Raw genomic sequence first — 16,170 nt, forward strand, 5'->3', positions numbered from 1 at the left:
ACCTACCATTTATCAATATACTTCGCCATATCTTTTGCAAAATATGTAATAATAATGTCGGCACCTGCTCTTTTTATCGACATGACAGCTTCATAAATTGCATCCTCATTTAACAATCCATTTTCTACTGCAAGCTTCAGCATGGAATATTCACCACTAACATTATACGCAGCAACAGGAACATTAAAGCGATCCTTTGCTCCTTTTATTACATCAAGATAAGACAGGGCTGGCTTTACCATAATAATATCTGCACCCTCTTCAATATCGTATTCACACTCAAGAATAGCTTCTCTATAGTTTGATGGATCCATTTGATATGATTTTCTATCTCCAAATGATGGTGCGGACTCCGCTGCATCTCTAAATGGACCATAGAAATTTGAAGCAAACTTTGCACTATATGCCATGATTCCCGTATTAACAAACCCATTTTCATCTAATACTTTTCTGATGTGGCCTATTCTTCCATCCATCATATCAGAAGGTGCAACCATATCTGCGCCAGCCTTCGCATGACTCAAAGCTATTTTTGCCAGAAATGCCAATGTCTTATCGTTGTTCACATACCCGTCATTATCAAGTATTCCACAATGTCCATGATCAGTGTACTCACACATACATACATCCGTAATTACGTTTACATCCTTGTTTATTCTCTTAATCTCCCTAACGGCCTGTTGCACAATACCTTCATCATCAAAGCCTGAGCTGCCACACCAGTCCTTTGACTTTGTCACTCCAAACAACAATACGCTTTTTATCCCAAGCTCGACAATTTCTTTTATCTCATCTTCTAGCTTATCTATTGAAAAATGAAAAACACCTGGCATACTTGGTATTTCATTCTTTATATTCTCTCCTTCAATTACGAAAATTGGATAGATGAAATCTCTCATTGATAATCTAGTTTCTCTGACCATAGATCTCAAACCATCTGTTTTTCTTAATCGTCTTTGCCTTTTCATACTTATATCTCCTAGTAATATTTTATTATAAAACTTTTACAATAATTCAATCATCTTTTCAACCATAGACTCCATGCTCACTTCTTTCGATTGAAATACATTATTGCTTATCTTTGACTTTATTGTTTTTGTTGTAATGTCCCCTATCGAAATAATCTTACATTTCTCAAGTAGCTCCATATTTTCATGCCCCATCAATTCAATCATGTTTTCAAATGTTGAAGAGCTTGTAAATGTTATAAAATCAACATCCGAATTTCTAAAAGCATCAACTACTCTCTCTCTTTCTGAATAGTTGACCTTATTTGAGTAAATCTCGACTCTATCTACAGCAAACCCCTTATTTTCAAGACATTTCTGCAAGTCTGTGCCTGCTATTTCCGAACATGGAAAAAGAACTTTACCGATAGAGTTTTTTGAAATTTCACCTGCCAAACTAACAGCATCAAACCTTTCACTCGTGATATCTGGTAGTACGCCTCTATCTTCTAATTCCCTCGTAGTCGCTGCTCCAATGCTGCAAATCTTCACATTTGCCAGCTTTCTTAAATCAAATCTATACAATTTTAAAATATCAAAAAAATACTTTACCGAATTGTAGCTTGTGAATGCCAGATAATCGTAACCATTTATACCGTTTATTTTATTTTTTATTATTGACTTGGATGACTCCATAGATTTTATATCAATTGTCGGTATCTCGATTACTCTGGCACCCTTTTCTTCTAATTTTTTTCTCAGCTCGCTATTTTTGGCTCTGGATCGTGTTATAACTATATTTTTTCCAAAAAGAGGCTTTTTCTCAAAAAAATTAAGTTTATCAGCCAGCTTTACAACATCTCCAACGACAAAAATTGTTGGAGCTTTTATATTTTCACGCTCGACACACGCCTTTGCATCCTTTAAGGTCGACAGCGTTGTTTTTTGATTATATCTTGTCGCCCATGATACAAAGCCTACTGGAGTATTTGGTTCCTTTCCATTGTCAATCAATTGCTTGACAATATGTTCAATATTTCCTATTCCCATCAGAAAAATCAATGTTCCCTTTTCTTTCGCCAAAGAACTCCAATTTATCTCATTTTGATCATCTTTTTTTGAATGACCGGTAACAATGTGAAATGATGAAGAGTAATCCCTATGCGTAACCGGTATCCCAGCATAACAGAGACCACCTACAGCAGAAGTAACACCTGGCACAACTTCAAATTCAATGCCTTCATCATAAAGAGTTTCAGCCTCTTCTCCACCTCTTCCGAAAACATATGGATCTCCACCCTTCAATCTAACGACTGTTTTGCCCTCGTTAAATTTATCTATCAATATTCTATTTATCTGATCCTGTGGTACAATATGATTGCTGGATTCCTTGCCAACATATATCACCTCACAGGTATCCTTTTTCAGCTCTAAGAAATCTGGATTTACAAGTCTATCATAAAGCAAAACATCGGCATTTTTTATGCATTCTACTGCTTTTAAAGTGATTAGTCCATAATCTCCAGGTCCAGCACCTACAATATATACTTTATTGCTCATACTAAAATTCACCATCCAAACTCAATTTATCAAGTAACGATTCTGCCAATTTATGTCCTAATTCATCAGCATTTTCCAACTCTCCACAAATTTCATCTATCACTATGTTTTCCCCCTCAGAGTCTCCAAAAATACCTCTCAATCTAAGTTTTTCTCCGTCTATAGTTGAGATTGCACCCACTGGAGAATGACACCCACCGTCAATCGTCTTCATAAAGCTTCTCTCAGCTTTCACTTTTATTGTTTCAAGCTCATCTGATATGCTACAGAAAAGTTTTATTAAATCCTTTCTTTCCTTCCTAATTTCAATTGCAAGTGCACCCTGAGCCGGAGATGGTATCATTTCCTCATATGAAAAGTAATACATATTTAGATTATCCTTTCCCAATCGCTTTATGCCGGAAGCTGCCAAAACTACTCCATCCAAATCTTCTTTTATCATCTTATCAATTCTAGTTTCTATATTTCCTCTTATTCCCAAAACTTCAATTGAATTATTTATCCTAAGTATCTGTGATTTTCGTCTTATACTGCCAGTTCCAATCCTCAGACCTTGTGTGTTTACAAGCCAATCCTTCAAATCTTGGTTTATAAGATTATGTTTTGGATTTATTATTAAAACATCTCTTGGATCGCTTCTATCTGGAATATCGACAATCATCAAATTTTCATCTATTTCAGAAGGCATATCTTTATAGCTGTGAACGGCAAAATCAATACTTCCTTCAATTAATTGTTTTTCAATTTCACTCACAAAAAGCCCCTTATCGCCGATCTTATTAAGCGCTGTACTTTTGTCTCTATCACCCTTTGTAACTATTATTTTTTTCTCAATGCTCAAATCTGAATATTTTTCAGACAGTTTTCTCATTACTATTTCAGTCTGTGCAATAGCTAAAGTACTCCCTCTAGTGCCGGCAATTAGCTTCATTTAATACCTCCCAAAAAAAAATTTCTCACCTTAATATTTTAACACTAGTTTTTACACTGTTCAATATACATAAATTAATAAAATAATTCATTGTCTTAGTTGTCAATACAGATGTTACACTAACAAGAACGTTTTTTCCAAATGTACCTCTTAATTATTTTCGTAACAACAATACCATAACTATATTTACACAACAATAATATTACAGTCTTGTAATATTTATTCTACGTGTCTTTGATTTGGTAATAAATTATGTGATAATAGAATGGGAGGTATTTATGAACATTATTTGCAAAATAGGATACTATACAAAAAATTTAATACCAATTGCCTTTTTAATATCTATAATTGTATTCGTCTTTGGCTTCAAACAAATATACTATCTTGATATAGGCAATTTAAACATTCCACAAAAATCTGGGATATCAAGAGAAATAATAAAAGAAAGCTATGATTATTTAATAGACTATAGTATTTCATTTGAAAATACTAAATTTGAAATACCAAGTCTACCTTCATCTGAAAATGGAATAATTCATTTTGTTGAAGTGAGGAATATTATACAAATGCTTATTAGGATTAACATTGCAATTTGGTTGGCTTCGTCATTCGGAGTAATTTATTGCTGGAAAAATAAATATCACAAAATATTTCTAAGTATTTTTAGACAATTAATTCTTATTCCAGTGATTTTAAGCATACCTTTTATAGTAAATTTTTCAGGGAGCTTTGTGGTTTTTCACAAGATATTGTTTAGAAATGATTACTGGATATTTGATGAGAGGATTGACCCTGTAATAAAAATATTACCGGAGGAGTTTTTCTTTCATGAGGCTATGTTTATGCTATCAATAATCTTGGGATCTTCATTTACAGCTCTCGCCATATATAAATACATTGATTCAAAAAAACATCTCCATGATATAGCATAAGTGACAAAACAAAAAAGGGCACAAATAAGGCATACTCTACATTCATTTTCATACGCGAAAAATGTGTGGGTATGCCTTATTTAGACTCTTATGAGGCAGCTCTCCGCATTTAATCGGATATTTCTCTTCCTATGAGTTCTCCCTTTTCTATCATAATTTTCCTTGTTTTTTCATCGATATTAATAATTTGTGTTCCACTATCAATTATAGTCTGAATCCTTTCTTTTAAAAGTGAATCTGTTTTATTCCTTGCCCAAACAACAGACTCAGATATCGAATCTTCAATAATTTTCCTATATTCTGCTGAAAGACTATTCATCAATTCCCTCGATGCTACACAGGTAACTGGATGTAAAAGATGGTTTGTCATTATCAAATAATCTTGCTGTTCATAAAATCTCGGTGTAATAATCGCCTCCAATGGATTTTCTTGTGCATCTATCGTTCCCTGCTGCAACCCAATATATACTTCCGAATATGACATCGGTGTTGGGTTTGCTCCCAAGCTTTTCCAAAATTTAATATGGTTTTTGTTTTCCATTGTCCTTATTTTAACACCTTTAAAATCCTCAAAGCTATTTATTTTTTTATTCGATGTCATCTCTCTAAAACCTTGATCTGCAATTCCCAAAAGCTCCAAGTTTTTTTCTCTGTAATATGGCTTCAATTTATCGAGAATTTTTTCATCAATCTCTCGCCTAGCACCTTCCAAGCTATCAAATTTCATCGGTATATCAAATATTGCAGTTTCTGGAATTAATGAAAACTGAGGTGCTGTCGTCTGAAACACGAAGCTTATATTTCCAGATTGACAGGCTTCTAATAATTCACTATCACCACCTATTTTGGAATCACTATATGTATCTATCACAATTTTGCCATTTGATTTTTCCTTCACTCGCCTTGCAAAATCATTCATAAACATTGCTGTAACAGTACTTTCTCCTGAATCACAGCCGGCATACAGCTCCAACACGTCTTCTTTTTTTATATATTCACTCCTTCTGTCAGGAACATTTTTTTCACTTAACTTAATAACCCCTATAACAAAGAGTATTAGTAGCATCAATATAATAATATTATAATTTTTTCTAATCATCCATACCTCCAACGACTCTATATCGCTATCATACTCAAAGCTGGAATAAATGTTATCGCCAACAAAACAACTAAAAAAGAAATTATAAACGGCACTGACCTACTGACTATATCAGACATTTTTACATCTGAAATTGTACTAGCCACAAAAAGATTTACCCCAAGTGGCGGTGTTACAAAGCCAATTGCAAGGTTTACAACCATAATTATACCAAATTGAATAGGATCAACTCCAAATCTTGAGACTATTGGCAACAAAATTGGTGTTAGTACCAAAATTGCTGGCGTGGTATCCATTATCATTCCAACCATCAATAACAAAAGATTAACCAGAATCAACAATGCAATCTTACTTGATACTACTGACGTTATCTGAGTAGAAATAATGTCTGGAACCTTTAAAAATATAAGAACTCTTGAAAAAGCTATAGCCGCAGCAATAATAAATAGTATTGTAGAATAGGTTCTCACTGTCTCGACCATTATCTCCCACAAATCCTTTATCCCAATCGACTTATACACAATCAATGACAGGATAATCGAATAAAATACTGAAATCACTGCTGCTTCAGTAGGCGATGCGATTCCTGTATAAATTGAGCCTAATACTATTATCGGGCAAAGTAGAGATAATACGCTATCAAAAAATATTCTTTTTAAGCCTGACTCTGTCAATTCTTTTTTGTATTTCAAAATAAGCTCTTTATCCTCTCCGTTCTTCTTAGAGTATATCCACGAATAAACCATCAGAGAAAATCCAATAAGCAATCCTGGAATTATTCCTGCCATAAAGAGCTTTGAAATGGATACCCCAGAAGCCTGTCCATAAAAAATAAACGGAATTGATGGGGGAATAATTACTCCAATTCCACCAGCCACTGCTACAAGTGCAGTGGAAAAATCCTTTTTATATCCAGCCTTTGCTAATATTGGAATAGTCATCGTTCCAACTGCGGCAGTTGTCGCTGGCCCAGATCCAGATATGGCACCGTAGAACATACAAGTAATAATTACTGCAATAGGAAGTCCTGCAGTCTTATCTACTACAAAATATGAGAAAAAGTCGAAAATCTTTTCCGATATTTTCCCCTTTGCCATAATATTTCCAGAAAAAATAAACATAGGAACTGCCAATATTGGAAAGCTATTTACACCACTGATCATCGCTCTAACCAGATACTGTGGATCTGCTGGAAATAGAGGATTAATAAAATTTGGTACCATACTTGTAATACATAATACAACTCCAATTGGTATTCCAATTATTAAAAAAATAACGAATAAAATCGACACAATTTGCAAATTCATAATCAACGTCCTTTTTCTAAATTAAAAACTATCTGCTTTTGAATCGACATTATTTGCAGATTCAATAATCTTTTCCACCACTCTACATACCGACAAAAAAGAACCGACAACAACAGATAGGTAGACCAACCAGATTGGTACTCCTAAAGCCGGACTAGTTTGCCCAGATACAAAACTTTCCCTTACGACCATAATTGAAAAATACAACATAAGCATAAAGAATAAAAATAATATTATTCTATCAATAAATAGTATCGTTTTTTGTAATCTCATTGGTAAAAATTCAATAAACTTCAACACCTTTAATGATGAACCTAGCTTTATGCAGTAGGGTACACCAATAAAAGCCGACCAAATGAACAAATACCTAACCAGTTCTTCAGACCAACTCAAAGAATTACCTACAATATATCTTGATACAATCTGCATACCAAGAACAATTGTCATCATTCCAAGAAAAAACACCAAAAGCAATTCTTCAAGCTTATCAGGCAATATCTTTTTCATAACCATACCTCATCAATCAAATTAACCTATCCAACACATTTTTATATGTGAAAATAGCTATCCTCAAATAGATAAAGCTACATAATTATCAACTAAGAGGCTAGCTATTTTCAAATGTATATTAAAGACTGTCGTGAATAATATCCATCGCTGTAGACAGATTTTCAACGTCTATCTGTCCTGGAGCAGACGCTTTTCCAACTGTTCCAAACGTTATAGAAGAACCAAAAACTTCTCCACAGATTCTACTGATAGATCCCATACCCTTCATTGACATTGTAACAATCGGTCTATCTGCCTTGTCAGAAGCCATTTCTTCTGTTGCCATAAGAAGTGTTAATACATCTCTTTTTGAATTTGGCATTACTGCAATCTTTGGAATATCAACATCCAACTCCTGCATCTTTTCCAACCTAGAAATGATATCATTTTTCTCCGGAGTCTTATCAAAATCGTGATTTGAACCAACGACGAAAACGCCATTTTCATGAGCCACCTTGACGATCTCCCTTACCTCATCATCTCCTGTAAATACCTCAACATCAACAAGATCAACCACTTTAGAGGAAGCGACCTTGCAGTTAAGATTCACATAATCTTCTGTTGCAATTGACTTTTCCCCGCCTTCTTTTGAAGTTCTAAATGTGAAAAGAATTGGAGTATCTCCTAATACTTCTTTAAGCTTCTTTGCAGTTTCAATTGTCTTTTCAATATCAAAAATATTCTCGTACCAGTCGACTCTCCATTCGACCAAATCAGCACCAACACCAACGATATTTTTCGCTGATTCAATTATTTCATCGAAGGTTTTGCCTACAATCGGTACACAAATCTTTGGCTTTCCAGCTCCTATTTCTATATTTCTAACTTTTACTGTTTTCATTTTTTACCTCTCTATAACTACATTTTAACAGAGTTTTCCAATTTTGAGTATCTCAAATTTACTAAAATCGCCAATAATACACCAATTGCTGTAATTACAATATTCAATAGCATTACAGACTGTGGTCCACTAGTTTCGCCGATTTTACCAGCCAATGTCAAAATAGTGTAATTTGATAAACTTGATGCTATCATTATTATACTTGTTATCGTACCCTTTATATTTGGGAACAAATTGTTTACTGTGGCAGTCGCCAACTGAAGAACACCACCAGAAGCAGCATATCCTATAACAAATGAACCTATAATGCAAATAGCTGGAGTTTTAACTAGCAATACTATTACTAACATACACAAAGAAATCAATGGGTATACAAATAGGAATCTAACCTCTTTTATTTTGTTTACCAATACAGATGTCAATCCTATTGCAACCAACGTACCCACAGAATACCATATCTGCATCTGTCCAACATTTTGCATTCCCGCAACTTCTGTACCGAATTTCTGTGCACAGTTTAGCCAAAGCTGGAAAGTCGCTGTACAAGTAAATCCTATAGCAATAAGCGCCAAACTCTCTTTTGTAAATTTTGTATTCTTTATATTTTCAATCAATGATGCCTTTGCAGCAGAACCAGAATTATTGCTATTTGGTAGCTTAATTCTTGTAACCAATACTCCTATTACAAATAATGCAATTGCACATCCATACATCAACGAAGAATATGGAATTTTGTTGAGTGGGTGCTGATGTTAAAATAGTTGAGATGATGCCAGTTATTGGTGCTGGAATAGATCCTGTATCAAAGGTTGATTTACAGACATTGATGAAAAAGCATAATGTTGTTCAAATGCCAAATACTGCTCTAAAAGAAGTAAAGGATGATAGATTCGTCGTTGAAACTGTTAATGGAATAGAAGATTTAGAATTCGACTATGGTTTCGTATGTCTTGGAATGAAGGCTGAACATCCAGTTTTGGCTGATATCAAGAGTGCATTTGAAGATGACAACACAATTGAAATAATGAACATTGGAGACTCTATGAGAGCCAGAAGAATAATCGATGGAACTGAAGAAGGTAGAAATATAATAAATACACTTCTAAAAAGAAACTATATATAATGATTTTTGTCAAATAATGTTGACAAAGTTAATAGAAAACTACCCACTTATTTATTTTTAAGTGGGTAGTTTTTTATAAAAAAATCAATGCTTTTTATCATATCAATCCATTTAGCTTCATAAATATAAAAATAATTATTCCGCCTGACACAACAGACAAACCTATGTTTTTAAATTTATAAGAAATTGCACTCACTATCAGTAATGGAATAATTTTAAAATTCTCCGGCGATAAAAATAGTGCTCCATCCTTGTAAAAAATATCTTTTACAATTATTGCCACAAATACCCCCAAAGGGATATATTTTATAAATCGTTCAAATTCCTCAGAAGTACCTTTTCCGCCAATTAGTACAAACGGAATATATCTCATTGCAAACAAGCCTACAAATGATATCAAAATTATTCCGAGTTTCAATACGGAGCTACTCATCATTATCACACATCCTTCCATTGTTTGACTTATACTTTTTGTCAAGGAAATACCCTATAGTCGTCACTATCAAGGCAATTATCACCAAGTCTAATCCACCCTGATAAATACTCAATACCACAAAAGAAATTACAATGGATATTAGGAGCATAATTACGTCAGCTTTATCCTTTATTCTCAAAACTGTAAGAACGATAAACATACTAGACATCATAAAGAACCCCAAGTCAATAGGTATATTTATCATTTGACCAAATACACATCCAAGAATATTTCCAATCAGCCCGTAAATACAGGCAAATATATTGACATATAATGCTAAATCACTATCCCAATCAGAATTTCCTTCAAACATCATTTTGTTTATAGCAAAAGTCTCGTCAGTTACATATTGTGCAAAAACTATTTTTCTCCATCCCTTTAAATCCTTGACATCATTAGCCAATGAGGAGCTATACATTATATTCCTCAAGCTTGTCACTATAATTGTAATAGCAACATAAAGTGATATTTGTGGATATATACCAGCTGCCAGCATATTAGCCGATATAAATACCGCACTTCCAGAGAATACCAATAGCGACAATAAAAAAACGTCTAATACGTTAAATCCACTCTTTTGAATTAGTGCACCTCCGATAAATCCAAGTGAAATATATCCAAATGCTATCGGAAAAGAAGTCCAAAAAGCTCTTTTAATTTTATTCATAAACCATCCACTTTCCAAATCCTAAATAATAAAATAAAAATAAATTGTATCTTGAATATTATTTTACACGTTTTGGAAGTATTATTCAATATATGGTATAATAATATCGCTATATTATTGTAATTATTATTAAAGATTAGGAGACAGTATTATTTATGAAAATTTCCGAAATAATATCTATATACAGTGAAAAATTAACGGGAATCAGCCCTACCCCCCGTCTTGATGTAGAGGTCTTGATTTCTCATATTTTGAAATTTGATGATAAAATAAAGCTTATTTTGAGCCACGATAATGAAATGTCGGATAATGATTTTCTAGAATTTGAAAATATGTTTAACAAAAGACTTAAATCAGTTCCTGTGGCTTATATTATAAACAACAAGGAATTTATGGGTCATGATTTTTATGTTGATGAAAATGTACTTATACCAAGACCGGATACTGAAATAATAGTCGAGGACGTGATTGACACTATTTTCGATAAGTATAATAATGCAGAGGAATTGAATGTCATGGATATGTGTGTTGGGTCTGGAGCCATATTATTAAGCATTGCCAGCAGTATGTCCGATTATTCTAGTGATTTCTTCTATAGATGTAAATTCGTGGGAGTCGATATTTCAAAAGGAGCACTGAATGTTTCAAATATTAATCTAGAAAGAATACTCGGAAACATTTCAAACTATGGTAATATCCAGCTACTTGAATCTGATTTATTTAAATCGCCAGAATTTGATAATATGCATGATATGTTTGATATAATTGTTTCCAATCCTCCATATATACCTGAAGCCGATATACAGACTTTATCCCCTGATGTCAAGGATTACGAGCCAATCTTGGCACTATCCGGCGGAAATGATGGAATGAATTTCTATAAAGAAATAATATTGGAATCATCAAAATACCTAAAAAACAATGGTTTACTTTTTTTTGAGTCCGGACATGATCAGGCAGATGAAATCAAGAGCTTTATGAAAACTAATGGATTTGTGGACATTTATTTAAAAAAAGATTTACAAGGATTCAATCGATTGGTTTGTGGGAAATTACGCAAATAAAAAAAGCAACGTTACAGTTGCTTTTTTTATACGTAAATTCGAATTTAAGTACAAATTAATTAAAAAAAGATTATTCCATGTTGAATCTCTTTTTAAATTTATCAATTCTTCCGCCCTTTTCAATATTCTTCTGTTTTCCAGTATAGAAAGGATGGCATTCTGAACAGATTTCAACCTTAATTTCGTCTTTTGTCGAACCTGCCATAAAAGTATTACCGCAAGCACATCTTACTTCTACTTCTTTGTAATTTGGCTGTATATCTTTTTGCATTAATGTTTCACCCCTTTTTATTCGTTTTATTGGAATATCATAATCCATCTAAATTCAACTTCCTTATTATATCATATTAAGGATTCTATTTCAAGTATTAACAATCGCTAAAAGCTTATTTTTTTAATTAAATCTAGAAATTCTCTATTGGATTTTGTTTTTTTCATCTCTTCTATTATTTTATCCGACGCAATTTGGTTTTCTCCAGCAGTAAATGAACGTCTAAACTTGTATAAAGCATCCATTTCATCAGAAGAAAGCAATAAATCTTCTCTTCTAGTACCAGATTTATACACGTCAATAGCCGGAAATATTCTTTTCTCAGCCATACCCTTATCCAAATGTAGCTCCATGTTTCCAGTACCTTTGAATTCTTCAAATATTACATCATCCATTCTCGATCCTGTATCGACCAACGCAGTTCCAAGAATAGTAAGCGATCCACCTTTTCTAATATTTCTAGCTGCTCCAAAGAATTTTTTCGGACCATGCAACGCTCCAGGATCTATACCACCAGACAGTGTTCTTCCAGTTGGAGAAATAGTCAAGTTGTACGCTCTAGCCAATCTAGTGATACTGTCAAGTAAAATTACTACATCTTTTCCATGTTCAACCAATCTCTGCGCTCTATTCAAAACCATTTCTGCAACCTTTACATGGTGAGATGCAACCTGATCAAACGTAGAATAAATAACTTCTCCGTCAATTGATTCCTTCATATCAGTAACTTCTTCAGGACGTTCGTCAATCAGCAGAACTATCAAAGTTATATCAGGATAATTTTCAGTCAGGCTATTTGCAATTTTCTTTAGCAAAACTGTCTTACCAACCTTTGGCGGAGCTACGATAAGACCTCTTTGACCCATACCTATTGGAGAAAACAAATCTATTATTCTCGTAGAAAGATTGTCATATGTAGTTTCAAGCTTCAGTTTTACATCTGGATAAATCGGAACTAGCTGCTCAAATGGTGTTCTTCTTTTACCCATAAGAGGATTTTCATCATTTATACTGTACACAAACATCAATCCTCTAAATTTTTCAGATGGATTTTCCGGCTTTGTAACGCCTACAACATAATCACCTGTCTTCAAACCGAATCTTCTAATCTGATTTGGAGAAACATAAATATCATTCTCTGTAGAAAGATAATTGCTTCCTCTCAAAAAACCAAATCCTTCCGGCAATATTTCAAGAACACCTTCGACTTTATTCCCATCATTCATCTCAGGTATAACTCTAGGTGTACCATCTATATTCTTATCCAGAGTCAATTGAACATCGCTTTTATAGTATGTGCTGTAGTCTTTTTTCGGTGTAGTCTCAGTAGTCCTTTGTTCTACTATTTTTTGTTCTTCTGCTTTTTGATTTTCTACTTTTTGCGCTACATTTTGATCTACATTTTTTTGTTCAAAGCTCTTGTCGTTCAATTCTAGATTAATATCCAGTTCACTAGCTATTAACTTAGCATTACTCGGATTTGCTTCCAAGTTTTCCAAAATCTTTTCAACCAAATCGTGTTTTTTATAAGTTGTCACCGATTTCATCCCAATGTTTTTTGAGGCTACTCTCAGCTCTAATATATTAGACTTGTTGAGCTCTTTTCTAACAAGATCTATATCAATCATCGTTTACCTTCTTTCTATTACTAATTATTCATCAAAACATATATAGTCGATGCTATGCTTGATAATGCAAACAACAAGGCAATAAATATTGCAACAATTTTTCCTAGTGTATTCTTTCTCTTCTTCGTATTAGACATATTAATTCTCCAATTTACCCATTATTTTTACACACATTTTCAAGATAATTCAAGAAAGGCTCTCTTAAATCGTCCCTCTTTAGTGCAAAGTCAACTGTTGCTTTTAAGAATCCAAGCTTATCTCCAAGATCGTATCTTTTCCCTTCAAATGTGTATGCATACATTCCATCATCTTTTATAAGCTTCTCCAATGCATCTGTCAACTGTATTTCATCATTTTTTCCAGGAGGCAAATCTCCCAGGATATCAAATATATCTGGAGTTATTATATACCTACCCAAAATAGCCACATTTGATGGTGCAGATTCTGTACTAGGTTTTTCGACTAATGCATCAACCTTATAAACGTCATTTTCCGTCTTTTTACCATCAATTATTCCATATTTATCAGTATCTTTTTTATCAATTTCCTGAACACCTAATATTGTGGTCTGATATTTTTCATAAACATCGATTAACTGCTTTAGACAAGGAGTTCCATTTCCATTGTCAACAATGTCATCTCCCAACATAACAGCAAAAGGCTCGTCACCTATAAAATATCTTGCACAATAAATTGCATCGCCAAGACCTCTTGGTTCTTTTTGTCTAATGTAGTGGATATTTACCATATTGGAAATTCCTCTAACTGTTTCTAATAAATCATGTTTCCCCTTATTTTCCAATTCTAATTCAAGCTCAACAGATTTATCAAAGTGATCTTCAATAGATTTTTTATTTCTGCCAGTTATTATTAATATCTCTTCAACGCCTGATGCAACTGCTTCCTCTATTATATACTGAAGAGTCGGTTTATCAACTATCGGCAACATTTCCTTAGGCTGAGCCTTTGTTGCTGGTAAAAATCTAGTGCCAAGCCCTGCGGCTGGAATTACAGCTTTTCTTACTTTGTTTTTCAATATATTCATCTCCCGTTCAATTACTTATATAATTATATTTTCAAGTGTTTACTTACTAAACAGTATATACCCTTCTAAGTTGTCATATTCACTCACAATTATTTTATTTTTTTGAAGCAAGTCCATTATTTCTATCAATATATACTCTCCGGCTAATATTATTTTGGAACGCTTCCTCTGTAAACCCTTGATATTTTCCCTATCATCACTAGTCATCGTTCTTATTTCCTGTACTTGTGATTTTATATCATCGATTGTTACTTCACTCAAATGAATTTTTTCCATTGAATAGTTTTCTAATTTTTGATTTATAGCAGAAACTGATGTGATGGTTCCACCAATGCCAATTAATTTCATTGGTATTCCTAATGATAAAATTTTTGATATTACATTCCTTATTTCGATATTAATATATTTCCTTAGCTCCCTAATCGTTTCATCTGTCTCTGGTATGGATGTTATAAACTTTTCAGTTAATTTCAATGCACCTATATCGACACTTTCTTTAAACAGAATTTCTTCACTATTTCCAACAATAAACTCAGTTGATCCACCGCCTATATCTATTACAAGAAAATAGTCCTCTATAGAATTTAGACCACCAATTACACCCAAATAACCAAGTAGGGCTTCTCTATCACCTGAAATTATCTCAACATCCAAGCCTGTATCCTTTTTCGCCAATTCGACAAAGTCCAACCCATTTCTTGCATTCCTTAATGCTGCAGTTCCAATACAATGAATTCCATCACAACCGTAGTCAACAGCTATTTTTTTGAGCTTTTGCAGTGAATCAATATTTCTAGAAATTGATTCCTTTGATATCATGCCTTCAGAATCCACACCCTCGCCTAGCCTTGTTGTATCAATTATTTTTTCTCTGTATTCAAAGACACCATCATTGTACTGTGCAAGCAAAAGTCTCATCGAATTTGTTCCTATGTCTATTATACCATACCTCATCACAAAACCTCATAAAGCTCTTTTGCTTGATCTTTTAACACATGCTCTCTGATTTCAGTAATTCTATATTTTACTTTTTTTTCACCAAATGTAATTTCGATAATATCTCCTATCTTTACTTCTGAAGATGATTTTCCAACCTTACCATTGATTTCTACCAAGCCTTTCTCGCAAGCTTCCTTGGCAACGGTTCTTCTCTTAATTATCCTAGAAACCTTCAAATATTTATCTAGTCTCATAAGCACCTCCACAACCTTCGTTTATTTATAACCAAAAATGGTATTGACAAAAGTCATTGCCAATACCATTTTATATAACTTATTTATTAACTAGTTCTTTAAGACCTTTTCCTGCCTTAAATACAGGTGCCTTAGAAGCTGGTATTTCAATTACTTCTTCTGGCTTTCTAGGATTTCTACCAGATCTAGCAGCTCTTTCTCTAGTTTCGAATGTTCCAAATCCTACTAGCTGAACTTTATCTCCAGCAACTAGAGTTTCTTCAACAACTTTCATAAAAGCGTTCAAAGCTAATTCACTTTCTTTTTTTGTTAAGTTACTCTTTTCTGCAATTTTTGCAACTAATTCTGCCTTGTTCACAATCATTACCTCCTGATTAATTTTCTTCAATTTAATTAACTAAAAATATACATCTTCCTATAGACATATTTTCTTGTTGACAACACTATTATACAATAAGAATCCCCATTTAGCAACAATAAGTGCTAAATACACTTAAAAATATGTTATTTTTTTACAATTCAATTAACAATTTTATAT

General features: G+C 33.3%; 19 protein-coding genes. 3 read left to right on the forward strand and 16 right to left on the reverse strand.

Going from position 1 to position 16,170, the window contains the following annotated elements:
* Positions 1–2: 2 nt before the first annotated feature.
* The 3 genes from hemB to hemC are packed head-to-tail and all read right to left on the reverse strand — an operon-like array spanning position 3 to position 3,438.
* Positions 3–968, reverse strand: a complete 966-nt coding sequence (gene hemB, locus FYJ71_RS05245; protein WP_154537771.1) for a porphobilinogen synthase — start codon at positions 966–968, stop codon at positions 3–5.
* 36 nt (positions 969–1,004) lie between these two features.
* Positions 1,005–2,507: a uroporphyrinogen-III C-methyltransferase gene (cobA, locus tag FYJ71_RS05250; RefSeq protein WP_154537772.1), complete on the reverse strand. Its 1,503-nt coding sequence runs from the start codon at positions 2,505–2,507 to the stop codon at positions 1,005–1,007.
* Position 2,508: 1 nt separating this feature from the next.
* Positions 2,509–3,438: a hydroxymethylbilane synthase gene (hemC, locus tag FYJ71_RS05255; RefSeq protein WP_154537773.1), complete on the reverse strand. Its 930-nt coding sequence runs from the start codon at positions 3,436–3,438 to the stop codon at positions 2,509–2,511.
* Between the two features lie 278 nt (positions 3,439–3,716).
* Between hemC and FYJ71_RS05260 the strand changes: the two genes are divergently transcribed.
* Complete coding sequence (locus FYJ71_RS05260; protein ID WP_154537774.1) at positions 3,717–4,370, forward strand: TIGR01906 family membrane protein; 654 nt, start codon at positions 3,717–3,719, stop codon at positions 4,368–4,370.
* Between the two features lie 109 nt (positions 4,371–4,479).
* On the opposite strand, the gene FYJ71_RS05265 is transcribed toward FYJ71_RS05260, so the two are convergent.
* The 5 genes from FYJ71_RS05265 to FYJ71_RS05285 form a co-directional block, all read right to left on the reverse strand.
* The gene (locus FYJ71_RS05265; RefSeq protein WP_154537775.1) at positions 4,480–5,469 is read right to left on the reverse strand and encodes a TRAP transporter substrate-binding protein; all 990 of its coding nucleotides are present in this window, start codon (positions 5,467–5,469) and stop codon (positions 4,480–4,482) included.
* A 17-nt stretch (positions 5,470–5,486) separates the two neighbouring features.
* A complete protein-coding gene (locus FYJ71_RS05270; RefSeq protein WP_154537776.1) occupies positions 5,487–6,776 on the reverse strand; it encodes a TRAP transporter large permease in 1,290 nt (429 codons plus the stop codon).
* 21 nt (positions 6,777–6,797) lie between these two features.
* Positions 6,798–7,283, reverse strand: a complete 486-nt coding sequence (locus FYJ71_RS05275; RefSeq protein ID WP_154537777.1) for a TRAP transporter small permease — start codon at positions 7,281–7,283, stop codon at positions 6,798–6,800.
* Positions 7,284–7,404: 121 nt separating this feature from the next.
* Positions 7,405–8,166, reverse strand: a complete 762-nt coding sequence (aroD, locus tag FYJ71_RS05280; RefSeq protein WP_154537778.1) for a type I 3-dehydroquinate dehydratase — start codon at positions 8,164–8,166, stop codon at positions 7,405–7,407.
* Positions 8,167–8,183: 17 nt separating this feature from the next.
* Complete coding sequence (locus FYJ71_RS05285; protein ID WP_328597748.1) at positions 8,184–8,879, reverse strand: MFS transporter; 696 nt, start codon at positions 8,877–8,879, stop codon at positions 8,184–8,186.
* A gap of 26 nt (positions 8,880–8,905) precedes the next feature.
* On the opposite strand from FYJ71_RS05285, the gene FYJ71_RS05290 reads away from it, so the two are divergent.
* A complete protein-coding gene (locus tag FYJ71_RS05290) occupies positions 8,906–9,289 on the forward strand; it encodes a hypothetical protein (RefSeq protein ID WP_207707221.1) in 384 nt (127 codons plus the stop codon).
* A 97-nt stretch (positions 9,290–9,386) separates the two neighbouring features.
* Here FYJ71_RS05290 and FYJ71_RS05295 read toward each other — a convergent pair whose 3' ends face one another.
* Both FYJ71_RS05295 and FYJ71_RS05300 read right to left on the reverse strand, forming a co-directional pair.
* On the reverse strand, positions 9,387–9,725 hold the full coding sequence (locus FYJ71_RS05295; protein WP_235899074.1) for an AzlD domain-containing protein: 339 nt from the start codon (positions 9,723–9,725) through the stop codon (positions 9,387–9,389).
* Entirely contained in the window at positions 9,715–10,431 is a 717-nt protein-coding gene (locus FYJ71_RS05300) for an AzlC family ABC transporter permease (protein WP_154537779.1), read from the reverse strand. The genes FYJ71_RS05295 and FYJ71_RS05300 overlap by 11 nt, the downstream gene beginning before the upstream one ends.
* A gap of 155 nt (positions 10,432–10,586) precedes the next feature.
* Between FYJ71_RS05300 and prmC the strand changes: the two genes are divergently transcribed.
* On the forward strand, positions 10,587–11,495 hold the full coding sequence (gene prmC / locus FYJ71_RS05305; protein ID WP_154537780.1) for a peptide chain release factor N(5)-glutamine methyltransferase: 909 nt from the start codon (positions 10,587–10,589) through the stop codon (positions 11,493–11,495).
* Between the two features lie 70 nt (positions 11,496–11,565).
* Here prmC and rpmE read toward each other — a convergent pair whose 3' ends face one another.
* The 6 genes from rpmE to FYJ71_RS05335 form a co-directional block, all read right to left on the reverse strand.
* On the reverse strand, positions 11,566–11,766 hold the full coding sequence (gene rpmE / locus FYJ71_RS05310) for a 50S ribosomal protein L31 (protein WP_091992802.1): 201 nt from the start codon (positions 11,764–11,766) through the stop codon (positions 11,566–11,568).
* Between the two features lie 107 nt (positions 11,767–11,873).
* A complete protein-coding gene (gene rho, locus FYJ71_RS05315) occupies positions 11,874–13,394 on the reverse strand; it encodes a transcription termination factor Rho (protein ID WP_154537781.1) in 1,521 nt (506 codons plus the stop codon).
* A gap of 151 nt (positions 13,395–13,545) precedes the next feature.
* Positions 13,546–14,430, reverse strand: a complete 885-nt coding sequence (galU, locus tag FYJ71_RS05320; RefSeq protein ID WP_154537782.1) for a UTP--glucose-1-phosphate uridylyltransferase GalU — start codon at positions 14,428–14,430, stop codon at positions 13,546–13,548.
* 48 nt (positions 14,431–14,478) lie between these two features.
* Entirely contained in the window at positions 14,479–15,393 is a 915-nt protein-coding gene (locus FYJ71_RS05325; protein ID WP_154537783.1) for a Ppx/GppA phosphatase family protein, read from the reverse strand.
* Complete coding sequence (locus FYJ71_RS05330) at positions 15,393–15,632, reverse strand: RNA-binding S4 domain-containing protein (protein WP_154537784.1); 240 nt, start codon at positions 15,630–15,632, stop codon at positions 15,393–15,395. The genes FYJ71_RS05325 and FYJ71_RS05330 overlap by 1 nt, the downstream gene beginning before the upstream one ends.
* 79 nt (positions 15,633–15,711) lie before the next feature.
* Entirely contained in the window at positions 15,712–15,990 is a 279-nt protein-coding gene (locus FYJ71_RS05335) for an HU family DNA-binding protein (protein ID WP_091992807.1), read from the reverse strand.
* Between the last annotated feature and the right edge of the window lie 180 nt (positions 15,991–16,170).

Source organism: Peptostreptococcus porci (genome assembly GCF_009695815.1).
GTDB lineage: Bacteria > Bacillota > Clostridia > Peptostreptococcales > Peptostreptococcaceae > Peptostreptococcus > Peptostreptococcus porci.

What these genes read in the sequence shown, in the direction of transcription:
- FYJ71_RS05270 (WP_154537776.1), bottom strand. Translation starts at nt 6,776, where the DNA reads ATGAATTTGCAAATTGTGTCGATTTTATTCGTTATTTTTTTAATAATT.
- FYJ71_RS05275 (WP_154537777.1), bottom strand. Translation starts at nt 7,283, where the DNA reads ATGAAAAAGATATTGCCTGATAAGCTTGAAGAATTGCTTTTGGTGTTT.
- hemB (WP_154537771.1), bottom strand. Translation starts at nt 968, where the DNA reads ATGAAAAGGCAAAGACGATTAAGAAAAACAGATGGTTTGAGATCTATG.
- aroD (WP_154537778.1), bottom strand. Translation starts at nt 8,166, where the DNA reads ATGAAAACAGTAAAAGTTAGAAATATAGAAATAGGAGCTGGAAAGCCA.
- cobA (WP_154537772.1), bottom strand. Translation starts at nt 2,507, where the DNA reads ATGAGCAATAAAGTATATATTGTAGGTGCTGGACCTGGAGATTATGGA.
- prmC (WP_154537780.1), top strand. Translation starts at nt 10,587, where the DNA reads ATGAAAATTTCCGAAATAATATCTATATACAGTGAAAAATTAACGGGA.
- FYJ71_RS05330 (WP_154537784.1), bottom strand. Translation starts at nt 15,632, where the DNA reads ATGAGACTAGATAAATATTTGAAGGTTTCTAGGATAATTAAGAGAAGA.
- FYJ71_RS05285 (WP_328597748.1), bottom strand. Translation starts at nt 8,879, where the DNA reads ATGTATGGATGTGCAATTGCATTATTTGTAATAGGAGTATTGGTTACA.
- hemC (WP_154537773.1), bottom strand. Translation starts at nt 3,438, where the DNA reads ATGAAGCTAATTGCCGGCACTAGAGGGAGTACTTTAGCTATTGCACAG.
- FYJ71_RS05300 (WP_154537779.1), bottom strand. Translation starts at nt 10,431, where the DNA reads ATGAATAAAATTAAAAGAGCTTTTTGGACTTCTTTTCCGATAGCATTT.
- FYJ71_RS05260 (WP_154537774.1), top strand. Translation starts at nt 3,717, where the DNA reads ATGAACATTATTTGCAAAATAGGATACTATACAAAAAATTTAATACCA.
- rpmE (WP_091992802.1), bottom strand. Translation starts at nt 11,766, where the DNA reads ATGCAAAAAGATATACAGCCAAATTACAAAGAAGTAGAAGTAAGATGT.
- FYJ71_RS05265 (WP_154537775.1), bottom strand. Translation starts at nt 5,469, where the DNA reads ATGATTAGAAAAAATTATAATATTATTATATTGATGCTACTAATACTC.
- rho (WP_154537781.1), bottom strand. Translation starts at nt 13,394, where the DNA reads ATGATTGATATAGATCTTGTTAGAAAAGAGCTCAACAAGTCTAATATA.
- FYJ71_RS05325 (WP_154537783.1), bottom strand. Translation starts at nt 15,393, where the DNA reads ATGAGGTATGGTATAATAGACATAGGAACAAATTCGATGAGACTTTTG.
- FYJ71_RS05295 (WP_235899074.1), bottom strand. Translation starts at nt 9,725, where the DNA reads ATGATGAGTAGCTCCGTATTGAAACTCGGAATAATTTTGATATCATTT.